This is a genomic window from Gilliamella sp. Nev3-1 (assembly GCF_001690435.1).
Lineage (GTDB): Bacteria > Pseudomonadota > Gammaproteobacteria > Enterobacterales > Orbaceae > Gilliamella > Gilliamella apicola_C.
The window spans coordinates 92,187-106,933 of sequence record NZ_LZHN01000088.1 but is presented as its reverse complement, the minus strand read 5'-3'; the positions used below and the strand labels follow the sequence as shown (position 1 = coordinate 106,933).

The following is a 14,747-nucleotide window of genomic DNA, read 5'->3' as shown; positions in this document are numbered from 1 at the left end:
AGCCTTTCTTTATTTTTTAACATATTTTGTTTATCTAATGAGTCAGGCGTCACAGCACAAATAACCGAATCTATATTAATATTTAAAATCGGTGATATGTCAGAAAAACATAGGGTATCTGCATCTAAGTAAATAAATTTATCAATTTTGCCATATAATAGTTTTGGCACAGATAATCGAATATACATTGAGCGGTTAATATGAGTTATTTTATTGCTCTTATGATCTTTATATTTAGCTAGCTCTTCAAAAGGAATAATATAGATATTAATTAATGGGCTAATTTTTTGTAATTTTTGTTGGTCTTTGGGAGATACATCGTATAAAAAAACATGAAAATGAATATTATTATGCATATTGTTAAGCATAATAGAGGTAATCGATACACCTACATGCTCAAGGTAATTTGAATCGGTACAATATGCAATGTTAATTCTGCTATTCATTTCTAATACTCTTTAAAAAATCAACCACGCTATTTAGTCATTACTAAATCAATATGTCAACATAAAATTTATTATTACTTCATTGTTTAATTTAACATATGTTATAATAGAATAATTTTTAACATTATCTAAAAATTGGCACAAAATGGCAGAAAATCTTTTTATTAGCAAAATTAGGACATTATTTAATAATACCATAGAATCATTAAATACTTTACATATAGCATTTTGCTTTGATGATAATTATGCAATGCCAGCAGGCATTGCTATGTCTTCAGTAATCTTAAATAATCCTGATAAAAATATCGTGTTCCATTTATTTGCTAATAATGTTTCTAATGAGAAAATTATAATATTTAATCAATTAAGTAAAGAAAATATTAGTATAATTTGTTATGAAATTAGTGATAATTTTTCAATAAATCCAGATACATTAGTTTTACATGTTTCAGCATCAACTTGCTTACGATTTATTGTCCCACAAATGCTAAATAAAGTTACTTCTCGAGTTTTATATTTAGATTGTGATGTGTTATGTACCGATAATCTCAATGAATTAATTAATACCGATTTAACTAATAAATATTCAGCAGTAGTTCCTGATGTTGATAAGACGCAAGAAAAACAATGTCTTGCCTGTGGTATTCCTCATGGTGAATACTTTAATGCTGGAGTGATTTATATTAATACAGATATGTGGGTGCAAAATAATCTTACTGAAAAAGCCTTTGCAATGATCAACAGTGGTAAAGTATACAAGTTTGCGGATCAAGATGTTTTAAATATTTTAATGCAAGGTAAAACAGTATTTTTACCTAGGCGTTTCAATCGACTCACTTCACTTACTGTGGGGGGAAAAGAAGATAACCTTATTAGCAATGATAGCGCAATTATCCATTATGTCACAGGTAATAAACCGTGGTACCAGCTTTATATCACCCCACTGTATCGACATTATATCGAATTATCTCCATGGGCAAAAGATAAATTATTGTTAGCCAATGAAAACGCACCATCAACCACTAGACGGTATGCAAAATTACTAGCTAGTCAGAATAAATACTTTGCTGCATTCAAATATTATTTGATTTATTTGAAGCATAAAACTTGCAAAAAACGTTAAGGGGTAATGCTGTGGTTGACGTTGATAAATTTATTAATAAAAAGAATTTTTTACTCTCATGTGATTTTTGGGATAACGAAAGTATATTACATATTCTTTTGTGTTTCGATGACAATTATGCTTTATCAGCAGGTGTAGATATTATTTCAATAATTGAAAATAATAATGAACAACAGATTCATTTCCATATTTTTACTCATAATGTTTCTGATAATAATAGACAAAAATTTGCTGCCATTAAATCCCATAATACATCTATAACTGAATATGTTATTAATGAGCAATTTAAAGTTGATCAAAAAAATACTGAGCTGTTTCCTATTGCGGCATGCGTTCGCTTAATTGCGCCTATGATTTTAAAGGATGTCACTAAAAAATTACTCTATGTTGATAGCGATACGCTTTGCCTAAAAAAATTTGATTTTATCAATGAAATTTCTCTAAATAATGCTATTGTCGCAGCTGTTGCTGATGAACCATATATGCAGGACTCGCAATGCGCAAAGTATCATGTAACCTATGGGACGTATTTTAATTCTGGTGTGATGTTAATTAATATACCACTTTGGTATCAGGAAAATATTACTTCAAAAACATTAAAGTTATTAAATAGTGGCGAAAAATATCATTATCCTGACCAGGATGTATTAAATATAGTAGTAGGCGAAAAAAGAATTATATTAGCAAAGAAGTATAATAATTTGTTAGCATTGTCAATCAATGGTAATGAGGACTCTAGTGTTCCTGAGGATACTGTGTTAATTCATTACATTACAAAGAACAAACCTTGGCATCAGCCTTATCGTTCTAAGTTATATGATCTTTATTTAGAAAAATCTCCGTGGAAGAATGATCCTTTAATTTTATATAACGACAAAAAAACCTCCTCAATACGCGCTTATTCTCGGTTGATGTTTAAACAAAAAAAATATTTAGCATCGGTAAAACACTATTTAATTTATTTAAGGGCTAAATTTACGAAATAGTTTACGGCATTAGTATTCAGCTCTGAATGTTATGTAATCTAATTTACTATTAGTTGTTAGAAATAAATGTAAGGGTAGATTCATTATATAGAATATAATGCTAATGATTCACTTAACAGGCTATTATATCTCTTTTGGGCTAGGTCATTGATGTATTATATGTCGACTATTAAAACTTTTAGTCGACCGACTTTGTGTATTGAACTTATCTTTTTATTAGGTGTCTTTTAAGTGATTGATGATTTTTCAGAAAATGGTTTGCTTGCTCAAGCTATTGATGGGTTTGTGGCAAGAGAGCCACAACGAAACATGGCAAGTAAAGTCTCAGAATCAATAAAAAAACAACATTCACTTGTCGTTGAAGCGGGAACAGGTACTGGTAAAACCTTTGCATATCTGGTTCCCGCGTTGCGTAGTGATAAAAAAGTAATACTTTCAACTGGCTCTAAAAATTTACAAGAGCAATTATTTAGTAAAGATTTGCCAATTATCAAAAAAGCATTGAATTATTCTGGAAAGATAACCTTACTTAAAGGCCGCTCTAATTATCTTTGTTTAGAGCGGTTATATCATCAATACGCCGTAGCGGGAGATCTTGATAAAGATTTACGTGTTGATTTAGCTCGTGTAAAAAATTGGTCAATCAAAACTAAAGATGGTGATATTAGCAAATGTACAACTGTTACGGAAGACAATCCAATTTGGCCGATATTAACCAGTACGAATGATAATTGTTTGGGTAGTGATTGTGAACATTATAACGATTGTTATGTGGTTAAAGCACGTAAGCGAGCATTAAATGCAGATATTGTCGTTGTTAATCACCATTTATTTTTAGCTGATGTGGTGGTAAAGGACTCAGGTTTTGGTGAGCTTATCCCTAAAGCTGATGTAATGATTTTTGATGAAGCACATCAGCTCCCTGATCTCGCTTGCCATTATTTCGGGCAACAACTAAGTAGCAGGCAACTATTTGATCTGTCCAAAGAAATTAATCTCTGCTATCGCACTGAGGTTAAAGATATGTCACAATTACAACAATGTGCCGACAAACTACAAAAATGTACTCAAGATTTACGCATTGCGATCAATCAACAATTGCCAAAAGGTAATTTACGTTTTTTATTTAATCAAGAAGCGATAAAAAAAGAGTTATCTTATCTTTTAGACGCTCTAAGTTTTTGTCATGAGGTCTTACTATTGGCTGTAGGGCGTTCTTCAACATTAGATAACTGTTTGGAACGAATTAACCAATATAATACACTTTTAAAACGGTTGCAGGAAACAAATGTAACTGGCTTTAGTTATTGGTATGAAAGTAGCCATAACTATTTTATTTTTGCGTTAACGCCATTATCTGTAGCGGATAAATTCACTGAATTATTAACAGAACGAAAAGGTAGTTGGATTTTTACTTCAGCAACGCTATCAGTCAATAACCAATTAGATTATTTTACTAAACGTTTAGGATTAACGAATGCTGATTCACTTATTTTAGAAAGCCCATTTGATTATTTGCATCAAACTGTTATGTGTGTTCCTCGCTATATCCCATCGCCAAACGAAAAGGGAAATGCTGAAAAGTTGGCTGATATTTTACTGCCCGTTATTGAAGCAAATCATGGCCGTTGTTTTTTCTTATGTACTTCTTATGCGATGATGAACGCCTTAGCTAAACAGTTTCGAGAGTTAACAAAATTACCGGTGTTAGTCCAAGGTGAAACAAGTAAGGTTAAATTACTTGAGCAGTTTATTCATAGCGGTAATGCTTTATTAATTGCAACAAGCAGCTTTTGGGAAGGTATTGATGTTAGAGGGGATACATTGTCATGTGTTATTATAGACAAATTACCATTTACCTCTCCAGACGATCCTTTAATTAAAGCTCGCATGGAAGATTGCCAAATGCAAGGTGGTGATGCATTTTATGATGTACAATTACCCGAAGCGGTTATTACTTTAAAACAAGGTGTCGGACGATTAATTCGCCATCACAACGACCGTGGTGCGGTTATTATTTGCGATAATCGTTTGGTTATGAAGCCTTACGGCGCAACATTTATTAATAGTTTGCCGCCATCGCCAAGAACACGGGATATAAATAAAGTTATTAATTTCTTGTTATCTAAAACTGACTTATAAAAATTAAATTATTTTGGGAAAAAATGAATACCATCTTAGCTATTGATACCTCAACAGAAGCTTGTTCTGTCGCTTTATTTTATCATAACGAAATCACTCATGATTTTGTTGTATCTGCTCGCGATCACACTAAACAAATATTGCCAATGGTTGATAAGCTCCTTAAACAATCAGATTGTTCTCTTTCTCAAGTTGATGCTATTGCTTTTGGGCAAGGGCCTGGTAGTTTTACAGGGGTTAGAATTGGCATTGGTGTAGCGCAAGGTTTAGCTTTAGGCATTGATAAACCTATGATAGGGGTATCTACGTTGATGACTTTGGCGCAAGGGGCATATCGCACACAAAATGCAACAAATGTCATTGCAGCTATTGATGCTAGAATGAATGAAGTTTACTTAGGACAGTATCATTACAGCAACGAGCAATGGCACGAAGTTATTCCAGAATGTGTTATTGCACCTGAAAAAGTAATAGAAAAAGTAGATCATATTCTTAATGATAGCTATTGTGCCGGCACTGGTTGGCAAACTTATCCTAATATGATGAATAATATAAAACAAAGCGATATTCTATTGCCTCATGCACAAGATCTTGTTGTTCTTGCTAAGAATAAATGGCAAAAAAGCGAAATAATTAATGTTGAAGATGTAGAACCAACTTATTTACGTAATGAAGTTACATGGAAAAAACTACCTGGCCGCTAATAATGACTATTTAAACAGCCACCTAAAGGTGGCTTAGTTCTTGATAATTTTGATTACTCTTTAAATAAGCCCAAATGTTCTTTAGCATAGGCTTCAAAGTCGGTGCAGCCACCAATTGGTTTTTCATCAATAAATATTTGTGGCACTGTTTCAACAGGTTTACCAACACTTTTAGATAGATCTTCTTTAGTAATACCTTCAACATTAATATCAACATAACGATAAGAAAAATCATCACGTTCTTGAGAAAGTTTTTCAGCTAGTTCTTTAGCACGAACACAATAAGGACATCCCTGGCGACCAAAAATTACAGTATACATTTTTCACCTTTATCTTTTGTTTTAAATATAAGCCTAATATACTTCACTTATTGAAGAAAAAAAGTAGTTAAATATTGTCAGTTAAATAGATTATATCTATTGATTTACGACTTGAGAAGCGAATCAGGTTTTATATTAGATTGTTCCAATCTGCTTGATTATTTTTTAGTAATTTAGATTTATTATTAAAAAAATTTAGCGGATTTTAATATCCATCATATACCATTCTTAACAAAACTTTACAAAAAAGTTGATAACATACAGTGCATTTTCATCTAAAATAGGGTTAGGTTATTTTACGTATATAATATGCTATAAATTTTGATTGCTTGTTAGATTAAGCTAACCATTTATATTATATAGATAAAAAATTAAAAATAAGTATGAGGGGTGCTAATAATATGGTAAAATATAACTTAAAATCGGGCATCGGGCATCGGGCATCGGGCATCGGGCATCGGGCATCGGGCATCGGGCATCGGGCATTTTGTTAATTTTTTTATTTTCAACTTTGATATTACAGCAAAACGTTTTATCTTTAGTGTTACTTTTTTGTTTTAAACACTTCCATTGCAAATCTCACTTTGTTGCCAAAATAACGGCACTCATAGCTCACTCAAAACCGAAACTTACTCAAATAATGGGGTTAATCTTATTATTACAATGGATATACGTTGGCTATGCTAATGCAATACTAACAGCAACTTCAAGTCAGATTATTACAGGGAATGCACCGCAAGTGGTTGCGTTATCAAGTGCAGATAAACATGGTTTTACGGTTAATGGTGTTTTTTACAGTGAGGCGAGTGGCACTATAAAGTCTAGTGAAGTGAAAGAATTTGATGGTAACTTAACGCTTAATGATTTTAAAGTGGCAACTTATGCACCAACAAACTTAGATAGGGTGAAAAATTATCGCGATATCGATGGTGATAATGCCGATCCTCAGCAACCATTTAAAGTAGAAATGACTAGTTATGGGTGGTATGACAATAGCGGAAAACGCATAACTGGTGATGATAAGAAAAAAATTATAGGTTGTGGAAGCGGTTTTTCAATGCCATTAAAATTGATAATTCAAACAAAAGTAAAAACCTATTCTGAGTATGGGATCCCAAAAGAAAGTAAACCTAGTACATTAGCTAAAACATATCAAATAGCATCGAGATCTGAATTATGTTATGCCAAACCAAATGGCGCGATCATTTATCCCGATCGCCAATGGGGTAAACCTGGTGATAATCCAGATTTACATTATCTAATGTATTGGAACGCTTCAGATGGTCGGACACGCTCAAAAGGTGGTGGAGGTTATACCCAAGATTATGTGCCAGATTATGGTTTTAAAGTGGTTACTACGGTGTCTGGAGGTAGAAAATTTCCAACTACAGGTTTTCCTGGCGCTAAATTTCAATTACTAATGACAGGAGCTCAAACTGATTATCGCTATCAAATCATTAATAACCCAGGAAGTGGAGTTTCGATTGATCAAGATGGTATGGTTAAATTAATAAGTAAACCGACGGGAACAGTCACAGTAAGGGCGACATTAAAGAGAAATTCATCGATTAATCATGATTATAGTTTTACGCCAACGTCTGTTTGGGCTATACCTCAAGGCGATTTTAAAGCGCATAAGGAAAGTGCTTGGCAAAAGTGTGGGGGTATTAATAATGTTCTGGGTAGATATGAGCTAACTAATGCTCCTTTTACTTTTGAAAAAGATGATCCTGCCGTTTTTTGGGGCGGGATTTTAACGCGAGCTATTGATGGTTCACTATTTAGTGAGTGGGGATTTATCAATCAAAAGGCTTATCCTGACTCCCAATGGCGAAATGGTGTTTATTGGACAGGAAACAGATCGGATTATTCGGAAAGGCATTATCATGTCTATGCTGATTCAGGCCATGTTGGTGAAGGAGATGAAACGTGGATTAATTATGTAGCCTGTAGGGGATAGTGTTAATGGCCTAAGCTGTTGTAGGTGCCTTATCTAGTTTAAGGTGCCATTTTCACTTAGCCGTAGTAGCTAAAGCAAATTGATTGCATACTTATAAGTGATATTGGGTTAAGTGTTTAAATTTTAATAGATGATTCATTTTCGGTAAGTTGAGATGGGCAAGAATATCTTCCAGCAAAGGGGATATTATCTTTATTTCATTTTTATGACACAACAATCATATGCTGATTTTTATCTGCATTTAATAAATGGGTGCTTAACAAAACTTTACAAAAAAGTTGATAACATACAATGCATTTTCATCTAAAATAGGGTTAGGTTATTTTATTTATGTAATATGCTATAAATTTTGATTGCTTGTTAGATTAAGCTAACTATTTATATTATATAAAAAATTAAAAATAAGTATGAGGAATGATAATAATATGGTAAAATACAACTTGAAACCGAGCACCGAGCACCGAGCACCGAGCACCGAGCACCGAGCACCGAGCACCGAGCACCGAGCACCGAGCACCGAGCACCGAGCACCGAGCACCGAGCACCGAGCATTTTCCTAACTATTGGTAGTCAGTATTCTGTATTTGATTCAAGCTTTTGGCATTTAGTTTTATCTTCTTTTAATTTTACTTTCTTCCCATTTAAACCTGATTTTATAACCAAAATAACGGCACTTGCAGCTTGCTTAAAACCGAAACTAACTAAAACGAGTTTAGTGCTATTATCTCAATTGGCAATAGCAAGTTCATCTCATGCCATATTAACTGCCACTACAACAAACGTTATTATAGGCAATGCGCCAGAGGTTATCGCGTTATCCAGTGCAGATAAGCAAGGTTTTACGGTTAACGGTGTTTTTTATAGTGAAGCAAATGGTAATATAAAAACGGGTGAAATTAAGGAATTTGACGGCAATTTAACGTTTAATGACTTTGTGATTTCAAGATATGATTCCAAGAATTTGGATAAAGTGAAAAATTATCGTGATATTGATGGTGATAATGCTGATCCGAGTGTTCCGTTTAAATTAGAAACGACCTATTATTGGTGGTACGACAATACAGGAAAACGGATAGAGGGTGATGATAAGAAAAAAATCATAGGCTGTGGTAGTGGTTATGCAATGCCATTAAAACTCATCATTAAAACTAATGTCAAAGCATATTCGGCGTATGGGATCCCAAAAGAAAGTGAACCTATTACTCTAACCAAAACGTATCAAATAGCGCCTAGAACACAAATTTGCTATGCTAAACCAAATGATATAGTAATTTCCAAAAACCAGCAATGGCGCTCATATGATCCGAGCATTACATCTCCGATCTCTGGGCCTTGGGCTTGGAACGCAGCTAATATAAGTCGCCATCCAGTTCATGGTGGAGGATATAGTGCTGATTATGTTCCTTTTTTTGGGTTTAAAGTTAATCCTATAACCGCAAATAAGCAATTTTTTCCAACAACTGGGTTCCCAGGCGCCAAATTTCAATTAGTGATGACTGGTGCACAAACGGATTACCATTACCAAGTAATTAACAATGGAGGAGGAGATATTTCAGTTGATCATAATGGCGTTGTAAAACTTATGAGCAAACCTGTTGGAAATGTCACTGTGAGGGCAACTTTAAAAAGAGATACTTCTATCATCCGTGATTATAGATTTAACCCTACTATTGTGTGGCTAGAGCCTCAAAAAAATGAAAATATCACATTATCCGATGCAATAAATTTGTGCGGTGGAATCAAAAATATACCTTTACGTAAAGACTATACTAATTCTCCAGCTATTAATGTTGCAGAAAATGAAAATTGGAGTGTTTACCCAAACAGTTTTACTCGATCGATTGGTGGTTCAATTATGGGCGAATGGGGATGGGTATCTGGCATAAACTACCCTGAATCTAATTGGCCTATAGAAAATACTTACTATATTCTTTATTGGACGCGAGAAATAAACAATGCTCAATATAATATTTATTTTACAGTTAATTTATCCGGTTACGTTTCTGTGCTTGAGGCAGAAAAAGGAGATACTAGCAAGATAGCGTGTAAACGTTAATCACTTTGGCATATAAAAAAATATTTAGCTATATTTTAAATATATAATTTTAACGGTTAAAAATAGATCTTACGACAGTGCTAGAATGTGCACTGTTGTTTTATGAGAGGTTATTTTTCCGTGCTTATAACAAATTAGTCTATCTTCTAACGCAACTAATTATTTTTAAATTAAAAATTATAGAGATAATGTAATGTTTTAGTATAAAATTAGTGTGTTATCTATGTGATAACCATTAAAATTTAAAATGCCTTATTAGGCAATTCTATTTACTTCTTAATAAAACTTTACAAAAAAGTTGGCAACATAAACGTATTATTCTTTTAAAATAAGGTTGATATTATTGTATAATGCATTACAAATTTGCATTGTCAGTAAATTAAAACTAACTGCTTATATAAATAAATCAGTAAAAAAGAGTATAGAGGATGATGAAAATATGATAAAATACGATATGAAACAGAGCACAGAGCACAGAGCACAGAGCACAGAGCACAGAGCACAGAGCACAGAGCACAGAGCACAGAGCACAGAGCACAGAGCATTTTCCTAATGGTAGTCAGTATTCTGTACTTGGTTCAAGCTTTTGGTATTTAGTTTTATCTTCTTTTAATTTTACCTTCTTCCCATTTAAACCTGATTTTATAACAAAAATAACGGCACTTGCAGCTTGCTTAAAACCGAAACTAACTAAAACGAGTTTTGTGTTATTATCGCAATTGGCAATAGTAAGTTCATCGCATGCCATATTAACTGCCACTACAACAAACGTTATTATAGGCAATGCGCCAGAGGTTATCGCGTTATCCAGTGCAGATAAGCAAGGTTTTACGGTTAACGGTGTTTTTTATAGTGAAGCAAATGGTAATATAAAAACGGGTGAAATTAAGGAATTTGACGGCAATTTAACGTTTAATGACTTTGTGATTTCAAGATATGATTCCAAGAATTTGGATAAAGTGAAAAATTATCGTGATATTGATGGCGATAATGCCGATCCGAGTGTTCCGTTTAAATTAGAAACGACCTATTATTGGTGGTACGACAATACGGGAAAACGGATAGAGGGTGATGATAAGAAAAAAATCATGGGTTGCGGCAGTGGTTATGCAATGCCATTAAAACTGATCATTAAAACCAATGTTAAAGCATATTCGGCGTATGGCATCCCAAAAGAAAGTAAATCTATTACATTAACCAAAACGTACCAAATAGCGGCTAGAACACAAATTTGCTATGCTAAACCTTATTCTTTAGAAAAAAAACCAGAGCATCAATGGGATGGTGTGGATGATATTGGGCGCTATTTTTGGAATGATCCAAACTATGCACAACGCAATTCTGCGGGCGGAGGTTATACTCAAGATTATGTGCCAAATTATGGTTTTAAAGCTAAACCAACTGTGTCATCAAGCACTTTTCCCACAACAGGCTTTCCTGGTGCTAAATTTCAGTTAGTAATGACTGGTGCACAAAGTGATTACAAATATAGTATTGTAAATGACAATGGTGGACAAGTTGCCATAGATACAACTAAAGGTTATGTGATTTTAAACAAGAAGCCAGCAGGTCCAATAACAGTTCGTGCCACTTTGCTTCGAGATACCCAAGTTAAAATCGATTATACATTTGATCCAAGAAGTATTTGGGCCATACCTCAAGGTAATTTTGGGGGATCATTTGAAGAGGCAAAAATACGTTGTGGTGGTGAACAAAATATGCTGACTCGCCTGCAAATGTCTAATTCTCCTCGATCTGAGCTAGTGGGGAATGAAGCGTCGTTTGAAAATGCTGGAGACGATTTTTTATCAAATGCTTATACTCGATCAATAGGTCAATCGCTTTTCGCAGAGTGGGGATGGTCAGATCAAGTGACTTATCCTGATTCTGGTTGGCTATTTGGTGTTCATTATTGGACTAAAGATAAATTTAATGGGTCGCCGACAAGCTCCAGTCACTATGTAGTTCATAGTCATGATGGTTGGATTGGGTGGCGATTGCCAGCCGGAGGCGTTTCTGTTGCCTGTAAAGAATAAAGAATTAAATTGAAAACTAGTCATCAGTGACCAGTATGATGGTTATAATCCAGTAGCCAGTAAGATAACGCAGTAGCGTTATCTAGCCCAAAAAGTATTCATAAAAAATGAAAATTAATTTTGCCAAAAAATAAGCAATACTTGATAAAGGTTTTTTTAGAGTTTATAAACAATCTTCATATATTATTAATGAATTATATCAACGAAAGTTGGAAATATCTTTAAATGCAATTGAAAAATTACAGAATTGTTTATTGTGTATTCCCAAAACAGAATTTTACATTACGGTTCAACAATGCTCAAAAAACCATCGGGTATGAAGTTGCTAGTGATTTTGAATTAACGTATCATATAAACTGGCTTAATCATCTATTTGTAGGGAAGCCTGAGCTGTATAAAAAAGCGAAGCATCATATTCAAAATTCATTTAAATTATTTCACTTAAATCCGCAACAAGTCGTGTTTTTAATAAATTGGCAACTAGGGATGAATGGCAACATGATTACCGATAACTTATTAAAAGCTTAAGGCAGCAGTTATTGATAAAGCTTTAAAGCTGTCTGTAGCAAAGCTAAAATGATAATAAGGTTCTTCATTTAGTAAAACTTAAGCATAAATGATAATCTTAATTTATTATTATTTATTGTATGGATTTTTTACTTAAACATATAATTACCTGAAATCTTATTTACAATAAGTTTGAAGCAATTCAACAAAATTTGTATCAAATCTACATAGCTTTTATTTGAATTATGCCTAGTAAGCTAGATAAAGTGTAGTTTTCTTCAAACAGCTAAAAAGTAGGGAAGGATACCCCCATTCTTACTAAAATTTCATGCAAATGTGCGAGATAATTCCACAAGGTACAGGCAAAACCAAAAGAAGATAGTATTATGAATGATCTAAATAAATTTAGCCAAAATCGCAAACCGAAGCAAAAAGCAATAAATAGTCCCTATTTACAAATATAGGCTAAATAATACATGCTAATGTTGTTTTGTTTTTATTGGTACAAGTGCCAAATATTTTCTCATTAATTTTCTTATAGGTAGAAATTTTATCAGGGCAATTCCTTTTTGGTTTTTTTACAATAAAACAATACATTAATGAAATTGTAGCAGGTGTGTTTTTTTATGTTAAATTTTCTATTTCTATTTTGAAACATATGAGCCTAATTAAAATCCAAGCTAGATTCAGCTCGCTTGTTATAAGTACATTTATAGCCGTTTAAGATTATAATTCTCATTGAATTTCATTATGTTTCTTACCTGTTAGAAGTTATAATCTATATGATTAACTAATTGGGTATAAATATGTTGAAATATTTACTATTAATTGTTTTATTCTTTCCTGTTTCCGTTTTTGCCGCTAGAAAAGAGTGTGGAGTTAAACCTAGTTACAACATCACGATAAGTAAAGAAAGTGTACATATTTTTAATAAAAAAAATGATTTAACTATAACTCAAAATGGTCGTGTTATCTTAAATGAAAAATTAGCAATACTTAACCCTTCATTACAAAAAGAACTCACTCAATTTCAACATGAATTACGCCAACAGCTACCTCTTTTAGAGGTACAATCAGTAAATCTTTTAACTGAAGTTAAAGAGGTGTTTGAAAAAGCAATAAAAAATCAGTTGAGTGATGATAATGAACTCAAAGGAGAGTTAAATAAGTTATATAAACGTTTAGTTAAGTTGCTACATACTGCGATTATTACTGAAAATGGTTATACTCGATTTTCCTACCAAAATTTTAATAATCTAAAAAAAGAGGGTGAAGATATTGGTCAGCGCATTTTCTATAATGTCGTGGGTGGCAGTATTTTGCATTTTAATTTTTTTAAGAATTTAGCCACAATCAAACAAATTTCTAAAAATGAGTGGAAAGCTCAAAAGCCTAAATTAAAAGCTTTTGATGCACATATTTGTTCAGTTATAACAGATATTGATGAGCAATATACTCTAATATTAACTCAACTTAACAATCAATTCACAAGTAAATAGACATTAATAAAAACTTTTGCGAAAATGATAACACGACTAAGATAGCTAAACGGAAGCTTATGACTGCACATATTATTGATGGAAAAGCATTGGCACAACAAATACGAACGGATATTGTTAATAAAGTTAAAACACGCATTGAAAAAGGTCTATCTGTTCCAGGTTTGGCTGTGATTCAAGTTGGCTCAGATCCTGCATCGAAAATCTATGTTAAAAATAAACAAAAAGCTTGTGATGACGTTGGCTTTGCTTCCTTTGCTTATGACTTTTTATCGGCAACTACCGATGAGTTACTGGCATTAATTGATGAGCTTAATCAACGCCCAGATGTGCATGGTATTTTAGTGCAACTCCCTTTACCTGATAATATTGATAAAACAAAAGTCCTTGAACGTATCGATCCAAGTAAAGATGTTGATGGTTTTCATCCATATAATATTGGACACTTACTACAACGCGATCCTATTTTACGCCCGTGTACGCCATATGGTGTGGTTAAAATGCTAGAATCAACGGGGATAAATTTATCAGGTTTAAATGCAACTGTTGTAGGAGCATCAAGCATTGTTGGTCGTCCAATGGCATTAGAATTGTTGCTATTAGGTTGTACAACTACCATTACCCATAGCCGTACCGTTGATTTAGCAAAGCATGTCAATAATGCAGATATAGTGGTTGCAGGTGTCGGTATTCCAAATTATGTTAAAGGTGAATGGATTAAACCAGGAGCAATTGTGATTGATGTTGGTATCAATCGTTTGTCGAATGGTAAATTAGCAGGTGATGTAGAGTTTGATGTGGCTGTTGAAAGAGCTGGATGGATCACACCTGTTCCGGGTGGTGTTGGTCCAATGACTGTTGCTATGTTAATGAGTAACACGCTTGAAGCATGTGAAAAATTTAGTAAGCCAAATTGACCCCGACTCATTAAATTTTATAGAAAGATGTACATTAAATAAAAATAAGGA

At 33.2% G+C, this 14,747-nt stretch carries 12 protein-coding genes; 10 read left to right on the top strand and 2 right to left on the bottom strand.

Annotated features, from left to right (window positions below):
* Positions 1-446, bottom strand: a 446-nt coding sequence (locus A9G40_RS13815) for a glycosyltransferase family 8 protein (RefSeq protein WP_304363260.1), incomplete at its 3' end; no start/stop codon positions are given.
* Positions 447-591: 145 nt separating this feature from the next.
* On the opposite strand from A9G40_RS13815, the gene A9G40_RS13810 reads away from it, so the two are divergent.
* The 4 genes from A9G40_RS13810 (at position 592) to tsaB (ending at position 5,401) form a co-directional block, all read left to right on the top strand.
* On the top strand, positions 592-1,569 hold the full coding sequence (locus A9G40_RS13810) for a glycosyltransferase family 8 protein (protein ID WP_065583488.1): 978 nt from the start codon (positions 592-594) through the stop codon (positions 1,567-1,569).
* Positions 1,570-1,580: 11 nt separating this feature from the next.
* Entirely contained in the window at positions 1,581-2,555 is a 975-nt protein-coding gene (locus A9G40_RS13805) for a glycosyltransferase family 8 protein (protein WP_176700508.1), read from the top strand.
* 231 nt (positions 2,556-2,786) lie between these two features.
* Positions 2,787-4,697, top strand: a complete 1,911-nt coding sequence (locus A9G40_RS13800; protein ID WP_065583486.1) for an ATP-dependent DNA helicase — start codon at positions 2,787-2,789, stop codon at positions 4,695-4,697.
* A gap of 23 nt (positions 4,698-4,720) precedes the next feature.
* Entirely contained in the window at positions 4,721-5,401 is a 681-nt protein-coding gene (gene tsaB, locus A9G40_RS13795; protein WP_065583485.1) for a tRNA (adenosine(37)-N6)-threonylcarbamoyltransferase complex dimerization subunit type 1 TsaB, read from the top strand.
* Between the two features lie 53 nt (positions 5,402-5,454).
* On the opposite strand, the gene A9G40_RS13790 is transcribed toward tsaB, so the two are convergent.
* Complete coding sequence (locus A9G40_RS13790) at positions 5,455-5,721, bottom strand: GrxA family glutaredoxin (protein ID WP_065568466.1); 267 nt, start codon at positions 5,719-5,721, stop codon at positions 5,455-5,457.
* Between the two features lie 640 nt (positions 5,722-6,361).
* Here A9G40_RS13790 and A9G40_RS13785 point away from each other — a divergent pair.
* The 6 genes from A9G40_RS13785 to folD all read left to right on the top strand — a co-directional run bounded on the left by A9G40_RS13785 (position 6,362) and on the right by folD (position 14,696).
* Positions 6,362-7,681 carry a hypothetical protein gene (locus tag A9G40_RS13785; RefSeq protein WP_065583484.1) on the top strand — a complete coding sequence of 440 codons (1,320 nt, stop codon included), beginning with the start codon at positions 6,362-6,364 and terminating at the stop codon, positions 7,679-7,681.
* Positions 7,682-8,396: 715 nt separating this feature from the next.
* A complete protein-coding gene (locus A9G40_RS13780; RefSeq protein ID WP_065583483.1) occupies positions 8,397-9,737 on the top strand; it encodes a hypothetical protein in 1,341 nt (446 codons plus the stop codon).
* Positions 9,738-10,441: 704 nt separating this feature from the next.
* Positions 10,442-11,773: a hypothetical protein gene (locus A9G40_RS13765; RefSeq protein WP_141675280.1), complete on the top strand. Its 1,332-nt coding sequence runs from the start codon at positions 10,442-10,444 to the stop codon at positions 11,771-11,773.
* 225 nt (positions 11,774-11,998) lie between these two features.
* The gene (locus A9G40_RS13760; RefSeq protein ID WP_065583479.1) at positions 11,999-12,301 is read left to right on the top strand and encodes a hypothetical protein; all 303 of its coding nucleotides are present in this window, start codon (positions 11,999-12,001) and stop codon (positions 12,299-12,301) included.
* A 785-nt stretch (positions 12,302-13,086) separates the two neighbouring features.
* Positions 13,087-13,779: a DUF2884 family protein gene (locus A9G40_RS13755; protein ID WP_065583478.1), complete on the top strand. Its 693-nt coding sequence runs from the start codon at positions 13,087-13,089 to the stop codon at positions 13,777-13,779.
* Positions 13,780-13,838: 59 nt separating this feature from the next.
* Positions 13,839-14,696: a bifunctional methylenetetrahydrofolate dehydrogenase/methenyltetrahydrofolate cyclohydrolase FolD gene (gene folD / locus A9G40_RS13750; protein ID WP_065583477.1), complete on the top strand. Its 858-nt coding sequence runs from the start codon at positions 13,839-13,841 to the stop codon at positions 14,694-14,696.
* Positions 14,697-14,747 lie beyond the last annotated feature (51 nt).

Excerpts from the sequence above, each read along its gene's own strand:
- A9G40_RS13810 (WP_065583488.1), top strand. The coding sequence starts at position 592 with ATGGCAGAAAATCTTTTTATTAGCAAAATTAGGACATTATTTAATAAT.
- tsaB (WP_065583485.1), top strand. The coding sequence starts at position 4,721 with ATGAATACCATCTTAGCTATTGATACCTCAACAGAAGCTTGTTCTGTC.
- A9G40_RS13790 (WP_065568466.1), bottom strand. The coding sequence starts at position 5,721 with ATGTATACTGTAATTTTTGGTCGCCAGGGATGTCCTTATTGTGTTCGT.
- A9G40_RS13785 (WP_065583484.1), top strand. The coding sequence starts at position 6,362 with ATGGGGTTAATCTTATTATTACAATGGATATACGTTGGCTATGCTAAT.
- A9G40_RS13760 (WP_065583479.1), top strand. The coding sequence starts at position 11,999 with ATGCAATTGAAAAATTACAGAATTGTTTATTGTGTATTCCCAAAACAG.
- A9G40_RS13755 (WP_065583478.1), top strand. The coding sequence starts at position 13,087 with ATGTTGAAATATTTACTATTAATTGTTTTATTCTTTCCTGTTTCCGTT.
- folD (WP_065583477.1), top strand. The coding sequence starts at position 13,839 with ATGACTGCACATATTATTGATGGAAAAGCATTGGCACAACAAATACGA.